The sequence below is a fragment of the Pseudomonas sp. F-14 TE3482 genome, from assembly GCF_053629455.1.
Map to the genome: position 1 here is coordinate 1,204,343 of NZ_JBRJII010000001.1, position 16,402 is coordinate 1,220,744.

Annotated in this window: 16 protein-coding genes and 1 pseudogene; 13 read left to right on the plus strand and 4 right to left on the minus strand. The window is 57.6% G+C overall.

Features of this window, described 5'->3' with window-relative positions:
• Positions 1 to 127 precede the first annotated feature (127 nt).
• The 13 genes from AB7M26_RS05280 to AB7M26_RS05340 all read left to right on the plus strand — a co-directional run bounded on the left by AB7M26_RS05280 (position 128) and on the right by AB7M26_RS05340 (position 11,980).
• A complete protein-coding gene (locus AB7M26_RS05280) occupies positions 128 to 535 on the plus strand; it encodes a F0F1 ATP synthase subunit I (protein WP_007903021.1) in 408 nt (135 codons plus the stop codon).
• Between the two features lie 16 nt (positions 536 to 551).
• On the plus strand, positions 552 to 1,421 hold the full coding sequence (atpB, locus tag AB7M26_RS05285; RefSeq protein WP_123495598.1) for a F0F1 ATP synthase subunit A: 870 nt from the start codon (positions 552 to 554) through the stop codon (positions 1,419 to 1,421).
• 133 nt (positions 1,422 to 1,554) lie between these two features.
• The gene (gene atpE, locus AB7M26_RS05290) at positions 1,555 to 1,812 is read left to right on the plus strand and encodes a F0F1 ATP synthase subunit C (protein ID WP_002555987.1); all 258 of its coding nucleotides are present in this window, start codon (positions 1,555 to 1,557) and stop codon (positions 1,810 to 1,812) included.
• A gap of 57 nt (positions 1,813 to 1,869) precedes the next feature.
• Positions 1,870 to 2,340, plus strand: a complete 471-nt coding sequence (locus AB7M26_RS05295) for a F0F1 ATP synthase subunit B (RefSeq protein ID WP_063342029.1) — start codon at positions 1,870 to 1,872, stop codon at positions 2,338 to 2,340.
• A gap of 12 nt (positions 2,341 to 2,352) precedes the next feature.
• Positions 2,353 to 2,889, plus strand: coding sequence for a F0F1 ATP synthase subunit delta (locus tag AB7M26_RS05300; RefSeq protein ID WP_007903030.1), 537 nt, complete (start codon positions 2,353 to 2,355; stop codon positions 2,887 to 2,889).
• Between the two features lie 21 nt (positions 2,890 to 2,910).
• Positions 2,911 to 4,455 carry a F0F1 ATP synthase subunit alpha gene (gene atpA / locus AB7M26_RS05305; RefSeq protein WP_007903032.1) on the plus strand — a complete coding sequence of 515 codons (1,545 nt, stop codon included), beginning with the start codon at positions 2,911 to 2,913 and terminating at the stop codon, positions 4,453 to 4,455.
• 50 nt (positions 4,456 to 4,505) lie between these two features.
• Positions 4,506 to 5,366 carry a F0F1 ATP synthase subunit gamma gene (gene atpG / locus AB7M26_RS05310; protein WP_007903034.1) on the plus strand — a complete coding sequence of 287 codons (861 nt, stop codon included), beginning with the start codon at positions 4,506 to 4,508 and terminating at the stop codon, positions 5,364 to 5,366.
• 27 nt (positions 5,367 to 5,393) lie between these two features.
• Positions 5,394 to 6,773 (plus strand): F0F1 ATP synthase subunit beta, encoded by a 1,380-nt coding sequence (atpD, locus tag AB7M26_RS05315; protein ID WP_008155715.1) that lies wholly within the window; start codon positions 5,394 to 5,396, stop codon positions 6,771 to 6,773.
• Between the two features lie 45 nt (positions 6,774 to 6,818).
• Positions 6,819 to 7,244 (plus strand): F0F1 ATP synthase subunit epsilon, encoded by a 426-nt coding sequence (locus AB7M26_RS05320; protein ID WP_010465460.1) that lies wholly within the window; start codon positions 6,819 to 6,821, stop codon positions 7,242 to 7,244.
• A 117-nt stretch (positions 7,245 to 7,361) separates the two neighbouring features.
• Positions 7,362 to 8,729: a bifunctional UDP-N-acetylglucosamine diphosphorylase/glucosamine-1-phosphate N-acetyltransferase GlmU gene (glmU, locus tag AB7M26_RS05325; RefSeq protein ID WP_123495600.1), complete on the plus strand. Its 1,368-nt coding sequence runs from the start codon at positions 7,362 to 7,364 to the stop codon at positions 8,727 to 8,729.
• Positions 8,730 to 8,933: 204 nt separating this feature from the next.
• On the plus strand, positions 8,934 to 9,710 hold the full coding sequence (locus AB7M26_RS05330; protein ID WP_007903040.1) for a DeoR/GlpR family DNA-binding transcription regulator: 777 nt from the start codon (positions 8,934 to 8,936) through the stop codon (positions 9,708 to 9,710).
• A gap of 1 nt (position 9,711) precedes the next feature.
• Entirely contained in the window at positions 9,712 to 11,544 is a 1,833-nt protein-coding gene (gene glmS, locus AB7M26_RS05335) for a glutamine--fructose-6-phosphate transaminase (isomerizing) (protein WP_123495602.1), read from the plus strand.
• A 160-nt stretch (positions 11,545 to 11,704) separates the two neighbouring features.
• Complete coding sequence (locus tag AB7M26_RS05340) at positions 11,705 to 11,980, plus strand: hypothetical protein (protein ID WP_123495604.1); 276 nt, start codon at positions 11,705 to 11,707, stop codon at positions 11,978 to 11,980.
• Positions 11,981 to 12,011: 31 nt separating this feature from the next.
• On the opposite strand, the pseudogene AB7M26_RS05345 reads toward AB7M26_RS05340, so the two are convergent.
• The 4 genes and pseudogenes from AB7M26_RS05345 to AB7M26_RS05360 all read right to left on the minus strand — a co-directional run bounded on the left by AB7M26_RS05345 (position 12,012) and on the right by AB7M26_RS05360 (position 16,284).
• Positions 12,012 to 13,330, minus strand: a pseudogene (locus AB7M26_RS05345) (outer membrane protein transport protein).
• A 299-nt stretch (positions 13,331 to 13,629) separates the two neighbouring features.
• Entirely contained in the window at positions 13,630 to 14,466 is an 837-nt protein-coding gene (locus AB7M26_RS05350; RefSeq protein WP_057396519.1) for an SDR family NAD(P)-dependent oxidoreductase, read from the minus strand.
• 32 nt (positions 14,467 to 14,498) lie between these two features.
• Positions 14,499 to 15,359 (minus strand): SDR family NAD(P)-dependent oxidoreductase, encoded by an 861-nt coding sequence (locus AB7M26_RS05355; protein ID WP_259698683.1) that lies wholly within the window; start codon positions 15,357 to 15,359, stop codon positions 14,499 to 14,501.
• Positions 15,360 to 15,363: 4 nt separating this feature from the next.
• Positions 15,364 to 16,284: an alpha/beta hydrolase gene (locus AB7M26_RS05360; RefSeq protein ID WP_185022096.1), complete on the minus strand. Its 921-nt coding sequence runs from the start codon at positions 16,282 to 16,284 to the stop codon at positions 15,364 to 15,366.
• Between the last annotated feature and the right edge of the window lie 118 nt (positions 16,285 to 16,402).

Sequence of the window (16,402 nt, forward strand, 5' to 3'; positions counted from 1 at the left end):
AAGTCGGAAATCACTACCTGACAGTTGAATAGGGGCAGAACCGCCCCTATACTCTGCGCGCATTTTGTCGGCACAAATTATGCCAAGTTATTGAATTCTGGCAGCCGACCATTGGGGAGCAAAAGAGATGGAAAACCGCACGCCAGACCGCTTGCCGTTCCATCGCCTGGCAGTTTTTCCGGTGTTAATGGCTCAATTTGTCGTTTTGCTGATTGCCGCTTTGGCGCTCTGGCAATGGCATGGAGTCGTTGCCGGGTACTCGGGACTCTGCGGAGGCCTGATAGCCTTGCTTCCCAATATTTATTTCGCTCACAGGGCATTTCGGTTTTCCGGCGCCCGAGCAGCTCAAGCCATCGTCCGGTCTTTTTATGCCGGCGAGGCGGGCAAACTGATTTTGACGGCAGTGCTGTTTGCATTGACGTTCGCAGGTGTGAAGCCATTGGCGCCGTTAGCAGTATTCGGCGTCTTCGTGCTGACCCAACTGGTTAGCTGGTTCGCTCCCCTGCTAATGAGAACAAGACTTTCGAGACCTTAGGGCGTTTGAGGCAACCATGGCAGAGACAACCGCTTCGGGCTATATCCAGCACCACTTGCAGAACCTGACCTTCGGTCAGCATCCAACTGGCGGGTGGGGTTTTGCCCACACCGCAGCAGAAGCCAAAGAAATGGGCTTCTGGGCTTTCCATGTCGATACGCTCGGCTGGTCGGTCGCGTTGGGTCTGATTTTCGTTCTTCTTTTCCGCATGGCGGCAAAGAAGGCGACGTCCGGTCAGCCTGGTGCTTTGCAGAACTTCGTCGAGGTTATGATCGAGTTCGTTGACGGCAGCGTGAAAGATACATTCCACGGCCGTAATCCATTGATCGCGCCATTGGCCCTGACGATTTTTGTCTGGGTGTTCCTGATGAACGCCGTCGACCTGGTACCGGTTGACTGGATTCCGAAGCTGGCTGCCATCATTACGGGCGACCCGCACCTGGTCTTCCGTGCCGTTCCTACCACTGACCCGAATGCGACCCTGGGTATGTCCCTGTCGGTATTCGCGTTGATCATTTTCTACAGCATCAAGGTCAAGGGTATCAGCGGTTTCATTGGCGAACTGACCCTGCACCCGTTCGGCAGCAAGAACATCTTCGTTCAAGCCCTGCTGATTCCGGTGAACTTCCTGCTGGAGTTCGTGACGCTGGTGGCCAAGCCAATCTCTCTGGCACTGCGTCTGTTCGGCAACATGTACGCCGGCGAGCTGGTCTTCATTTTGATTGCTGTGATGTTCGGCAGCGGTCTGCTCTGGCTTAGCGGCCTGGGCGTAGTTCTGCAGTGGGCGTGGGCTGTGTTCCACATCCTGATCATCACCCTGCAGGCGTTTATCTTCATGATGCTGACCATCGTCTACCTGTCGATGGCGCACGAAGAGAACCATTAAGACCAGTCTCGACTAGTCTGATGTCCCACCCGGTAAAACGGGTGGGTGCCCGAACAGGGCTATGAAACGATTTGTTTTACCGCTTTAAAATCTAAAAAACCTAAACCATACGACGTAAAAGTCGGGAGGAAAGATGGAAACTGTAGTTGGTCTAACCGCTATCGCTGTTGCACTGTTGATCGGCCTGGGCGCACTGGGTACCGCAATTGGTTTCGGCCTGTTGGGCGGCAAGTTCCTGGAAGGCGCAGCGCGTCAGCCAGAAATGGTTCCAATGCTGCAAGTCAAAATGTTCATCGTTGCCGGTCTGCTCGACGCCGTAACCATGATCGGTGTTGGTATCGCTTTGTTCTTCACCTTCGCGAACCCATTCGTTGGTCAACTCGCTGGCTAATCACTCGAACCTTCGAGTTGATTGGTGTGATGTGCAACGAACGAGCGAGGTGTTGGCGTGAACATTAATGCAACCCTGATTGGCCAGTCCGTTGCGTTCTTCATTTTTGTACTGTTTTGCATGAAGTTCGTGTGGCCTCCGGTCATCGCGGCTTTGCACGAACGTCAGAAGAAGATCGCGGATGGACTGGACGCTGCCAGCCGAGCAGCTCGCGACCTGGAGTTGGCCCATGAGAAAGTGGGTCAGCAACTGCGCGAAGCGAAAGCTCAGGCAGCTGAAATCATTGAGCAAGCCAAGAAACGCGGTAATCAGATCGTTGACGAGGCTGTTGAAAAAGCCCGTATCGACGCTGACCGTGTGAAGGTTCAGGCTCAGGCCGAGATCGAGCAGGAACTGAACAGTGTCAAAGACGCGCTGCGTGCCCAACTGGGTGCACTGGCTGTCGGCGGCGCCGAGAAGATCCTGGGTGCCACAATCGATCAAAACGCGCACGCGGAGCTGGTAAACAAACTGGCTGCTGAAATTTAAGCGAGGGCGATCATGGCAGAATTGACCACGTTGGCCCGACCTTACGCTAAGGCAGCCTTCGAGCACGCCCAGGCCCACCAGCAACTGGCCTCTTGGTCAGCCATGCTCGGCCTGGCTGCAGCAGTGTCGCAAGACGACACCATGCAGCGCGTGCTCAAGGCCCCGCGACTGACGAGCGCAAACAAGGCCGCCACGTTTATTGACGTGTGCGGCGACAAGTTTGATGCCAAGGCACAGAACTTCATTAACGTCGTTGCCGAAAACGACCGTCTCCCGCTTTTGCCGGAGATATCCGCTCTGTTCGACCTGTACAAGGCTGAACAAGAGAAGTCGGTAGACGTTGAAGTAACCAGTGCTTTTGCATTGAACCAAGAACAGCAAGACAAACTCGCCAAGGTTCTCAGTGCACGACTCAACCGGGAAGTGCGCCTGCAAGTCGAGGAAGACAAATCCCTGATAGGGGGCATTGTCATCCGCGCCGGCGACCTGGTTATCGATGGCTCGGTTCGCGGCAAACTCGCGAACCTTGCCGAAGCATTGAAATCTTGAGTTTGAAGGGGCAGCAGAGCAATGCAGCAACTCAATCCTTCCGAAATAAGTGAAATTATCAAGGGCCGCATCGACAAGCTCGATGTGACCTCTCAAGCCCGTAACGAAGGCACTGTCGTCAGCGTATCTGACGGTATCGTGCGGATTCACGGTCTGGCCGACGTCATGTACGGCGAGATGATCGAGTTTCCGGGCGGCGTCTTCGGTATGGCTCTCAACCTTGAGCAAGACTCTGTAGGTGCCGTTGTATTGGGCTCCTACCAGTCTCTGGCTGAAGGCATGAGCGCCAAGTGCACCGGCCGCATCCTCGAAGTTCCGGTTGGTAAGGAACTGCTGGGTCGCGTAGTCGACGCACTGGGTAACCCGGTTGACGGCAAAGGTCCGCTGAACAACACCGAGACCGATGCGGTCGAGAAAGTTGCTCCAGGCGTGATCTGGCGTAAGTCGGTAGACCAGCCTGTACAGACTGGCTACAAAGCTGTCGATGCCATGATCCCTGTCGGCCGTGGCCAGCGTGAGCTGATCATCGGTGACCGTCAGATCGGTAAAACCGCTCTGGCGATCGACGCGATCATCAACCAGAAAGACAGCGGCATTTTCTGCGTCTACGTAGCCATCGGTCAGAAGCAATCGACCATCGCCAACGTTGTTCGCAAGCTGGAAGAAAACGGCGCACTGGCTAACACCATCGTCGTGGCGGCGAGCGCTTCGGAATCTGCAGCACTGCAGTTCCTGGCTCCGTACTCCGGTTGCACCATGGGTGAATTCTTCCGCGACCGCGGTGAAGACGCGCTGATCGTTTATGACGATCTGTCCAAGCAAGCAGTGGCTTACCGCCAGATTTCCCTGCTGCTGCGCCGTCCACCAGGCCGTGAAGCTTACCCAGGCGACGTGTTCTATCTCCACTCCCGTCTGCTGGAGCGCGCATCCCGCGTTTCGGAAGAGTACGTAGAGAAGTTCACCAACGGCGCAGTGACCGGCAAAACCGGTTCCCTGACCGCACTGCCGATCATCGAAACCCAGGCTGGCGACGTTTCCGCGTTCGTTCCGACCAACGTGATTTCCATCACCGACGGTCAGATCTTCCTGGAATCGGCCATGTTCAACTCCGGGATCCGTCCTGCAGTGAACGCCGGTGTTTCGGTATCCCGTGTGGGTGGTGCCGCTCAGACCAAGATCATCAAGAAGCTGTCCGGTGGTATCCGTACCGCTCTGGCTCAGTACCGTGAACTGGCGGCATTCGCCCAGTTCGCTTCTGACCTGGACGAAGCGACCCGTAAGCAACTTGAGCATGGTCAGCGCGTTACCGAGCTGATGAAGCAGAAGCAATACGCACCAATGTCGATCGCTGACATGGCGCTGTCGCTGTATGCCGCTGAGCGTGGGTTCCTGACTGACGTCGAAATCGCCAAGATCGGCAGCTTTGAACAAGCGCTGATTGCTTTCTTCAACCGCGATCACGCCGAATTGATGGCGAAGATCAACGTGAAGGGTGACTTCAATGACGAAATCGACGCTGGCATGAAAGCCGGTATCGAGAAGTTCAAGGCCACCCAAACCTGGTAAGCCGCAGCGGGAGCCGCAAGGCTCCCGCTTGCTAACCTGATAGGTGTTACATGGCAGGCGCAAAAGAGATTCGCAGTAAGATTGCGAGCATCAAAAGCACGCAAAAGATTACCAGCGCCATGGAAAAAGTGGCGGTCAGCAAAATGCGCAAGGCACAAATGCGCATGGCTGCTAGCCGTCCTTACGCGGAGCGCATCCGCCAGGTTATTGGCCATCTGGCCAACGCCAACCCGGAATATCGCCACCCATTCATGATCGACCGTGAAGTAAAGCGCGTCGGTTACGTTGTGGTGAGCAGTGACCGTGGTCTGTGTGGTGGCTTGAACACCAACCTGTTCAAGGCCCTGGTCAAGGACATGGCGGTAAACCGCGAAAACGGCGTCGAGATTGATCTGTGTGTAGTGGGTAGCAAGGGTGCGGCTTTCTTCCGCAACTTCGGCGGTAACGTCGTTGCAGCTATCAGCCACCTGGGTGAAGAGCCGTCGATCAATGATCTGATCGGCAGCGTCAAGGTGATGCTGGATGCCTACCTGGACGGCCGTATTGATCGCCTGTCCGTGGTGTCCAACAAGTTCATCAACACCATGACGCAATCGCCTACCGTGGAGCAGTTGATTCCACTGGTGGCAACCCCGGATCAAGAACTCAAGCACCACTGGGATTATCTGTACGAACCGGACGCCAAAGAGCTGCTTGACGGCTTGATGGTCCGTTACGTGGAGTCGCAGGTCTACCAGGCGGTGGTCGAGAACAACGCGGCTGAACAAGCTGCGCGGATGATCGCGATGAAGAACGCTACCGACAACGCCGGTGATTTGATCAGCGATTTGCAGCTGGTCTACAACAAGGCGCGTCAGGCTGCGATCACCCAAGAGATCTCGGAAATCGTCGGCGGCGCTGCCGCGGTTTAACGGTTCAAATATTCAGAGGATCCAGCTATGAGTAGCGGACGTATCGTTCAAATCATCGGCGCCGTTATCGACGTGGAATTTCCACGCGACAGCGTACCGAGCATCTACAACGCGCTGAAAGTAGTGAGCGCGGCCGAAACCACCCTGGAAGTTCAGCAGCAGCTGGGCGACGGCGTGGTTCGTACCATTGCGATGGGTTCCACCGAGGGCTTGAAGCGCGGTCTGGAAGTCACTGACTCTGGCGCAGCCATCTCCGTACCAGTCGGTAAAGCGACCCTGGGCCGGATCATGGACGTTCTGGGTAACCCGATCGACGAAGCTGGCCCGATCGACACCGAAGAGCGCTGGGGCATTCACCGTCCTGCGCCAACCTTCGCTGAACAAGCGGGCGGCAACGACCTGCTGGAAACCGGCATCAAGGTTATCGACCTGGTTTGCCCGTTCGCCAAGGGTGGTAAAGTCGGTCTGTTCGGTGGTGCCGGTGTAGGCAAAACCGTAAACATGATGGAACTGATCCGTAACATCGCCATCGAGCACAGCGGTTATTCCGTGTTCGCCGGTGTGGGTGAGCGTACTCGTGAGGGTAACGACTTCTACCACGAGATGAAGGATTCCAACGTTCTGGACAAAGTGGCACTGGTTTACGGTCAGATGAACGAGCCGCCGGGTAACCGTCTGCGCGTAGCATTGACCGGCCTGACCATGGCCGAGAAGTTCCGTGACGAAGGTAACGACGTTCTGCTGTTCGTCGACAACATCTATCGTTACACCCTGGCCGGTACTGAAGTATCCGCACTGCTGGGCCGTATGCCTTCGGCAGTAGGTTACCAGCCGACCCTGGCCGAAGAGATGGGTACTCTGCAAGAGCGTATCACTTCGACCAAAAACGGTTCGATCACCTCGATCCAGGCGGTATACGTACCGGCGGATGACTTGACTGACCCGTCGCCAGCGACCACCTTCGCCCACTTGGACGCCACCGTCGTTCTGTCCCGTGACATCGCTTCCCTGGGTATCTACCCAGCGGTCGATCCACTCGACTCGACTTCGCGCCAGCTGGATCCGAACGTAATCGGCCAGGACCACTACGACACCGCTCGCGGCGTACAGTATGTTCTGCAGCGTTACAAAGAACTGAAGGACATCATTGCGATCCTGGGTATGGACGAGCTGTCGGAAGCCGACAAGCAGTTGGTAAACCGTGCTCGTAAGATCCAGCGTTTCTTGTCGCAGCCGTTCTTCGTGGCTGAAGTCTTCACCGGTGCATCGGGTAAATACGTTTCCCTGAAAGACACCATTGCTGGCTTCAAAGGCATCCTCAACGGTGACTACGACCACCTGCCAGAACAAGCGTTCTACATGGTCGGCGGCATCGAAGAAGCGATCGAGAAAGCCAAGAAACTGTAATCCCGGCGCCCGGCAACGGGCGCTAATTTAGGTTGAGGCAATCAGATGGCTATGACAGTCCATTGCGATATCGTCAGCGCGGAAGGGGAAATCTTTTCCGGCCTGGTCGAGATGGTGGTTGCGCACGGTGCACTGGGTGATCTTGGTATCGCCCTGGGTCACGCGCCGCTGATCACCAATCTCAAGCCGGGTCCTATCCGCTTGATCAAGCAGGGCGGGGAAGAGGAGGTGTATTACATCTCCGGCGGTTTCCTCGAGGTTCAGCCGAACATGGTCAAGGTTCTTGCCGACACCGTGCAACGTGCTGCCGACCTGGACGAAGCCTCCGCTCAGGAAGCCGTTAAGGCTGCCGAGAAGGCCTTGCATGAGCGAGGCGCGGAATTCGATTACGGTTCTGCTGCCGCACGTCTGGCCGAGGCTGCAGCTCAGCTGCGCACCGTCCAGCAGATCCGCAAGAAGTTCGGCCACTAATAGGCCATCGACTTATTGCGCGATTGATTAAAAAGGGTAGCCTCGGCTACCCTTTTTTCTTTTCCGACTTTCATCACCCGGTCGCAGCCGCTGACCCCCCAGGATTAGTAGCCTGTCATGTCTCTTGAAATTGTTATCCTCGCTGCCGGCCAAGGCACGCGCATGCGTTCGGCCTTGCCTAAAGTCCTGCATCCTGTTGCCGGTAACTCAATGCTTGGCCATGTTATCCACACGGCCCGGCAACTAGATCCACAACGCATCCATGTGGTGATCGGACATGGTGCCGAAGCGGTGCGCGAGCGTCTGGCGGCCGATGACCTGAATTTCGTCCTGCAGGATCAACAGCTGGGTACCGGACATGCGGTGGCCCAGGCTGTGCCGTTCATCGAGTCCGATACCGTGCTGATTCTTTACGGCGACGTACCCTTGATCGAAGTCGAAACCCTGCAACGGTTGCTCAAGCTGGCTGCACCGCAGCAACTTGGCCTGTTGACTGTCGAGCTGGATGACCCTACGGGTTACGGCCGCATCGTCCGCGATGCCGCCGGCAAGGTTACCGCCATCGTCGAGCAGAAAGACGCCAACGACGCCGAACGCGCCATTACTGAAGGTAATACAGGCATCCTGGCAGTTCCTTTTGAGCGCTTGGGCGACTGGATGAGCCGGCTGTCCAACAATAATGCCCAAGGCGAGTACTACCTGACCGACGTGATCGCCATGGCGGTCAGTGATGGTCTGGTGGTGGCTACCGAACACCCCCATGACGCTATGGAAGTGCAGGGCGCCAACGATCGCAAGCAACTGGCCGAGCTTGAGCGTCACTATCAGCTGCGCGCCGCTCGTCGTTTGATGGCTCAGGGCGTGACCCTGCGCGACCCGGCACGTTTCGATGTGCGTGGTGAGGTCACCGTCGGTCGGGATGTACTGATCGACATCAACGTCATCCTCGAAGGCAAAGTGGTCATCGAGGACGACGTGGTGATCGGCCCGAACTGCGTGATCAAGGACAGCACCCTGCGCAAAGGCGTGCAGATCAAAGCCAACAGCCATATCGAAGGCGCAATACTCGGCGAAGGCAGCGATGCCGGCCCGTTCGCTCGTTTGCGCCCGGGTACGGTGCTGGAAGCTCGCGCGCATGTGGGTAACTTCGTTGAACTGAAGAACGCCCATATGGGCGAGGGCGCCAAGGCCGGTCACTTGACGTATCTGGGCGACGCCGAGATCGGTGCGCGTACCAACATTGGTGCAGGCACCATCACCTGTAACTATGACGGCGCCAACAAGTGGAAAACCGTGTTGGGCGAAGATGTATTCATCGGCTCCAACAACTCGTTGGTAGCGCCTGTGGATATCTCAGCGGGTGCGACCACGGCGGCGGGTTCGACCATTACCCAGAATGTGGATAAGGCTCAGTTGGCCGTGGGGCGGGCTCGGCAGAAGAACATCGATGGCTGGAAACGGCCGGAGAAGATCAAGAAGAGCTGAGTTATCCACAGTTCATGATGTGCTGGCCATGAGATCGCTTTCGCGGGCAAGCCTCGCTCCTACGGAATATCACCGTCCGTAGGAGCGAGGCTTGCCCGCGAAGCTTTTTATCCACAGATCATTTTTATCGTGTCGCGCTTGACGAAGTTTCGCTAATAGGTTTTGATTGCTTACGTTATCTTTCGAATCGAAACTTACCAAGCCATGTCAAAGCGCAACACGCCCCAACGCCGCCACAACATCCTCGCCTTGCTCAATGAGCAGGGGGAAGTCAGTGTGGATGAGTTGGCCAAGCGCTTCGAAACGTCGGAAGTTACGATTCGCAAGGACTTGGCCGCACTTGAAAGCAACGGTCTGTTGCTGCGTCGTTATGGTGGGGCGGTCACCATGCCTCAGGAACTGGTCGCCGATCTCGGCCAACCGGTTTCCAAATACAAGCAGGCCATCGCCCGCGCCGCCGTCACGCGGATCCGCGAGCATGCGCGAATCATCATCGACAGCGGCAGCACCACCGCTGCAATGATCCCGGAACTCGGCCAACAACCGGGTCTGGTGGTGATGACCAACTCCCTGTATGTCGCCAACGCTTTGAGCGAACTCGAGCACGAGCCGGTGCTGTTGATGACCGGCGGGACCTGGGACCCGCATTCCGAGTCCTTCCAGGGTCAGGTGGCCGAGCAAGTACTACGCTCATATGACTTTGATCAGCTATTTATCGGTGCCGATGGCATCGATCTGGTACGCGGGACCACCACCTTCAATGAATTGCTGGGCTTGAGCCGTGTCATGGCCGAGGTTGCCCGCGAAGTGATCGTGATGGTCGAGGCCGACAAGATCGGCCGCAAAATTCCCAATCTGGAGCTGCCATGGAGCAGCGTCCATACCCTCATTACCGATGATCGTCTGCCACTTGCGGCACGCGATCAGATTCAGGCCCGCGGCATTAATTTGATTTGCGCCGCCGTCAGTCAGGAGAACTAGCATGTGTGGAATTGTCGGTGCAGTCGCAGAACGTAACGTTACCGCCATCCTGCTCGAAGGCCTCAAACGTCTGGAATACCGCGGGTATGACAGCGCCGGTGTGGCTGTGTACACCAATGATGAAAAGCTCTTGCGCACGCGTCGTCCGGGCAAGGTCAGCGAGCTGGAACAGGCGCTGATCGAAGAGCCACTGGTCGGCCGTCTGGGCATTGCCCATACCCGCTGGGCGACCCACGGCGCGCCGTGTGAACGCAATGCTCACCCGCATTTCTCAGGCGATCTGGCGGTGGTGCACAACGGCATCATCGAGAACCATGAAGCCCTGCGCGAGCAACTCAAGGCTTTGGGCCACGTGTTCACGTCGGAAACTGACACTGAAGTCATCGCGCATCTGCTGCACGAAAAACTCAAGCTGCAACCCGACCTGACAGTAGCCCTGAAAGCGACCGTCAAAGAATTGCACGGTGCTTACGGTCTGGCGGTGATCAGCGCTCTTCAACCGGATCGCCTGGTGGCGGCCCGCAGTGGCAGCCCATTGGTGATCGGTCTGGGTATGGGGGAGAATTTCCTGGCTTCCGACCAATTGGCGCTACGTCAGGTCACTGACCGTTTCATGTACCTGGAAGAAGGCGATATCGCCGAAATTCGCCGCGACAGCGTGCAGATCTGGGATATCGATGGCGCGCTCGTCCAGCGTGAAAGCGTTCAGTACCGTGACGGAGCCGAAGCGGCTGACAAGGGCGAATTCCGCCATTACATGCTCAAGGAAATTCACGAGCAACCGGTCGTAGTACAGCGCACCCTCGAAGGTCGCCTGAGCCAAAACCAAGTGCTGGTCGAGGCGTTCGGTCCCCAAGCTGCCGAGCTGTTTGCCAAGGTACGCAATGTACAGATCGTCGCCTGCGGCACCAGCTATCACGCCGGCATGGTTGCCCGTTACTGGCTCGAAGAACTGGCTGGCATCCCATGTCAGGTCGAAGTCGCCAGCGAATTCCGCTACCGCAAAGTAGTGGTGCAGCCCGACACCCTGTTCGTGAGCATCTCCCAGTCAGGTGAAACCGCCGACACCTTGGCCGCGCTGCGCAATGCCAAGGAGCTCGGTTTCCTCGCCAGCCTGGCAATCTGCAACGTCGGCATCAGCTCCCTGGTGCGTGAATCGGACCTGACGCTGCTGACCCAGGCCGGTCGCGAAATCGGCGTGGCCTCGACCAAAGCCTTCACCACTCAACTGGTTGGCTTGCTGTTGCTGACCCTGTCTCTGGGTCAGGTTCGCGGTACGTTGGCCGAAGGTGTCGAAGCCACACTGGTTGAAGAACTGCGTCGCCTGCCGACCCGTTTGGGCGAAGCCCTGGCCATGGACAGCACCGTGGAAAAAATCGCCGAGCTGTTCGCCGAGAAGAACCACACACTGTTCCTCGGTCGCGGCGCGCAATTCCCGGTGGCGATGGAAGGGGCCCTCAAGCTCAAGGAAATCTCCTACATTCACGCAGAAGCCTACCCGGCGGGCGAACTGAAACATGGCCCGTTGGCGCTTGTGGATAACGACATGCCCGTCGTCACTGTGGCGCCGAACAACGAATTGCTGGAGAAGTTGAAATCCAACCTCCAGGAAGTCCGCGCCCGTGGCGGTGAACTGATCGTCTTCGCCGACGAGCAGGCTGGCATGACCAATGGCGAAGGTACCCATGTCGTCCATATGCCGCACATCCATGACATTCTGTCGCCGATTCTCTACACCATTCCGCTGCAGCTGCTTTCGTACTATGTGGCCGTATTGAAAGGTACTGACGTTGACCAGCCGCGTAACCTGGCGAAGTCGGTGACGGTGGAATAAGTTATCCACAGGTGATCGAAACAATTGATTTTTGAGAATAAAAACTGTCGCTAGACAATAAAAACTGTCGCAGAGGGAGGGAGCCGTCCCAGCTCCCTTCATCGACACAGGCTCCCTTCCTTCTGTTGCGATGGCTGTAACCCCGCTTTGACCCTCGCCCATGCCTTTGAAAATTCAGCTCGACGAATCACTCGCCTCTTATGTGCGGCGGAACCTATTCCTCAACTGGAACGTAGATGTCGCACCAATCTTTGATCAGCTCGCGACACGTCACGTGTTGAAGAATATCGAGTTGAAAAGACTCTCAGCGGCGATGGGTTGGCAAGGATGCAACGGCTTCAATCGGCTGATTCAGCAACGCCAATTAGTTAAGCCGCAACTGCCCAGTTCACGAGGCTGCTACAGCAAAGAGTGCGTCGCGGCTGAAATTGCTTAACTGACCTTCATCGGGCTTATGAGGGTGAGGATTAGTACCGATAGGTTGCCTGCACTGAAAATATATTCGCACTGTTTTCGTAATTAGCACTGTATTCAGGTTGAAGGCCGGAGTTGTTCGGTTGGTTTACCGAGGCTTTGGATTCCCAGAGATAACCATAAGCAAAGTCTATCGTCAGATCGGGACTCGGCAAATAAGCGCCACCCAGGGTCACGACTTGGCGGTTACCAACCGGAACGCGCACGCTACGATCGGCATTGCTGATTGGCGACGGATCGTAGGCGTAGCCTGCACGCAGCAGCCATTGTTGGTTCAATTGAAAGGATGCGCCAACGGCGGTGGACCACGTGTCGTGCCAGTTCAATGGTTCGCCCACACGCTCCAGACCCGCACTCTGGCCAAGGGCGGAAACATCGCTGTTGATTGCCTCGATCTTTTTCAGTCGACTCCAACGTTTCCAGGTGGTCCCCAGGTATCCCGTCCAGCGACTATTGAAATGATGGGTGATAGAGGTGTCCACGGATTCGGGCATCGTGATGTCTATCTTGTTGTCATACTTTCCGTCCAGCGGGATAACGCTCGGGGAGCCGGAAACCTCGGTATGCCCTTTGAGGTGATAGCTCACCTTCGAGTGATAGTTAATCCCCCAACTCGTTGCATCACTCAAGTCAACCAAGAGGCCGACGTTGTAGCCAATTGCCGTGTCATCGCCTTTGATGGTGACCCGTGTGTCCTGGCCGTTGTTCAGGGCGCCGGTGGCCAGGTAATTCTGAAGTTTTGCATCGAAATGGTTTATGGTCGGTCCGCCACCAATGGACACGTAATCATTAATCCGATAGGCAATGGTGGGCTGCAGGGTTACCTCCTTGGTCGAGCTATAGGAACCTTGGTAGCGGCCCTGAAAAGTGCTCTCGTATTCATTGATCAGACCACTCGGAGCATAGAGACCCAGACCAATCGAAAAACGATCATCAAGCGGCGTCGACATATAGGCGAAGGCACGACCGCCAAAGGTACCGAGTCCCCCTTATTCGTTCCTGCGACACTGCTCTGCGCATCACTAATGTCGTCGCTCCCCGAGATGATCGCGGCCCCGCCGGAAATCTCGGTACGTTTCAACTTGGTCAAGCCAGCAGGATTTCCGTAGATGGTGCTGGCGTCCAGTGCGGAAGACGACCTTCCCGCATAAGCAGTTCCCGCACTGCTGGCACTTTGTTCGTTAAGAGCAATGCCATTGGCGCCTGCAATTGTAGAGGCACTGAGCAGCGCCATGACACTGGTGTACTTAATCCACGCAGCACACTTTCGCTGAGCGGAGAGACACGGGATCGCACGGCTATTGAGTTTCATTTTCCACCTCTCGTTTATTGTTTTTGTTGATTGCACGCAGGCAAGGCTTCGCCTTCCTGTGCACTTTTGAGTGCCGGTTGGAGTTGATCGAAGTTGTGTAAAAGAACCTGAAGGAACACCGCCAGGGCACGACTGCTGGACTTACAAATGCGAGTCAGGGACTCAATTAAGCCATTCGACTTGGAAGCTATAGCGCCCCAAGAGCGGCGCCAGGATTTCCTGGTTAGTTCCGGCCCGGATGCGGGCGACATGCCCACGGCCAGAAGCGGTCATTCGTTCAGGCTGCGACCCTGACCTAATCAAGCCTTGTCTTCATCGCTGAGCCTTACCGCTTCGGCGACTTTTCCAGCGTCGAAACCGATCCACTCGATAAGCCGGCGCAGCAAGCCTGGCGCTTTCGCCACCAGCACCTGGCTGCGTGGCACCGTCACCAAGTCATGCCGCTGCTCGATGCAGTCCACCAGGGCGGCCACCACCTGCTCCAACGCGACGAACTGCCAGACCCCCTGATGGTTATTCCAGACCAGGGTGGAGGACGGCCCATCAACGATCGCCTCCATCATCGGCGTTTGGAAGAAGGTCGGGTGGAACGAGCCGACACTCACGCCGTGCTGACGAAGCTCCAGGCGCAAGCTGTCACACAGGGCCCAGACTCCGGCCTTGCTGGCGGTGTAGGCCGTGTTCAACGGCGAATGAACGAAAGCCGCCATAGACGAGATGGCCAGTAGATAGCCCTGGCGTGCCTTCACATGGGGCAGTGAAGCGCGGAAGGTGCGCGCCACACCGTTGAGGTTGATATCGATGACCCGGTCAAACGTGGCGGGATCGATATACTCCAGGGCTACCACCGAGCTGACGCCAGCGCCGGCGACCACCACATCAATTCCGCCGAAATGCTGCGCGGCCTCTTTCAGCGCCGTTTCCAGACTCTCAATTGAGCGCACGTTGGCCACCCAACCGACAGCGACATTAGGCCCGCCCAGGGTGACAGCCATGGCATTCAGGCTATCCAGATCGAGATCCAGCAAGACCAGCTTCGCGCCTTTGTCGCGCAGGGCCTGCGCGGCGGCCCTGCCGAGACCACCCGTGGCACCAGTGATGGCGATGACGCGGTCGTTCAACGAGTAGCTTTTCATGGGTGAACCTTAAGCAAGTAGTGGGGCATCAACTAGGGCTCTGGGTGCGAACGGTTTCTTCTTCCAATTGGTGGAGCAACCGTTGCAGGCGGGCATCGCGTGTCAGATGCCCAGTCCGTGAAAACGTTGAACAGGCCGCGCAACAGTGAGATGGGCGCCCAGCGAGCCGGTACAACGATGCGCGGCTGGCGCTTTTGTAGACCGCGCACCACGCCACGTGCCACCTGTTCCGGTGCAATCGCCCGATGCAGGAAGGCCGGCAATAGGGTCTCGTTCATCTGGGTGGCGATGGCGTTGCCACCGAAGGCGACCTTGGCGATGGCGGTCGCCGTCCAGCCGGGATAGAGCACGCTGGCGCTGGCCCCGGTTGCACTTAACTCGGCGCGCAGCGAGCGGGCCAGCGACTCCACCGCCGCCTTGCTCGCGGCATAGGGCGCGTTGGCCATGCCGTTCAAGTAGGCATAGGTCGACGACGTGACCAGCACTTGGCCCCGATTGCGCACGACCTCCGGCAGTGCGGCGCGCATCGCGTGCCACACCCCGAACAGATCCACCTCAATGATGCGACGGAACTCCGCTTCGTCGCAGGTGCGTAGGGTCGCCGGTACGCCTCGCCAGGAGATGCCGGCATTGGCGAAGGCCACATCGAGACGGCCGAAACGCTCGACTGCTTGGCGTATCACTGCCTTTGCCGCCTCGGCGTCGGTGACGTCGAACGCCAGCGGCAACACACGTTGGCTGTTGAACTCCTGGGCCAGCTTGTCCACCGCCTCCTGCGAGGTATCGGTCAGCACTAGGCTGGCGCCCTGCACATACAGTTCGCGTGCACTGGCGGCGCCGATGCCGCCAGCCGCGCCGGTGATCAGAACCACTTTGCCTTGAAGGTCGTACATATTCTTATCTCTTCGTTGGGGGGCTTGGCACGTTGCGCTTGAGGAAGTCGAGTTGATCACCCACCACCTGCTCGAAGGCTTCGCCCACATAAATATCGAAATGCCCATGGGCATAGCGATGGATCTCATGACGTGGCGCGCGCCGGGCGTGACGCAGCGTCTGCTTCGCCGGTGCCACGCTGTCGGGATCGCACACGCAAAACAGCACGGGGGCCTGGATACGAGGTGTACTGCGCCCGGGGTAGTAGCGAATGATGTCCAGGGCAAAGCGCGCGGCGGCCTCTTGGCGGATACGCGCACCTGACGGGATCAGCCCGTTATAGCCGCTCCAGGCATCCGGCGAAGTCATGAATGCCGTATCGCCAGGTTGACCGGCGAGCGGAACCAGAATGGGTTTGGCGCCGAACCACGAGCCGATACGGTCGGCCAGGGCCAGCAAGGTGAGGCGAAGTGACACCAGGAGTTCGGTGGCAAGACTGGAGCTCAGGCCGTCGGTGAAGGGACATTGGGAAATGACAGCGGCCACCCTGGCATCGTCGGCGGCGGTGGCCAGCACATGCCCGCCACCGAACGAGGTGCCCCAGATAACGACACGCTGCGGGTCCACATCCGCGAGGCGGCGGGCATGATCTATCGCGGCTTTCCAGTCTTCGAGCTGGCGGTTGATATCCAGCAGTTGGCGAGGCTCGCCCTCGCTGTCGCCGAAGTGGCGATAGTCGAATACCAGGCAAGCGTAGCCGGCGGCGGCGAAGCGGGCGGCAAAGGCCGGCAAGCGCATCTTGCGCGTCCCGCCAAGCCCATGCGCCATCACCACCACCGGGAAAGGTCCTGCACCCAGTGGGCGGTAAAAGTCGGCAACGCAACGCGAGCCGTTGGAGAAGAACTGGATTGTCGCTGGTGCCAGAAGATCGGTGATCGTGTTCATGAACGGCATCTGCTGGAATGGCTGGAGTGCCGTCATTCTCGGCCGCTGCCGTTAGGAAGGCTTGACGGTATCCGACGACTTGCTTGACACTTTGCGTCAAACAACAAAAGGCCAACCC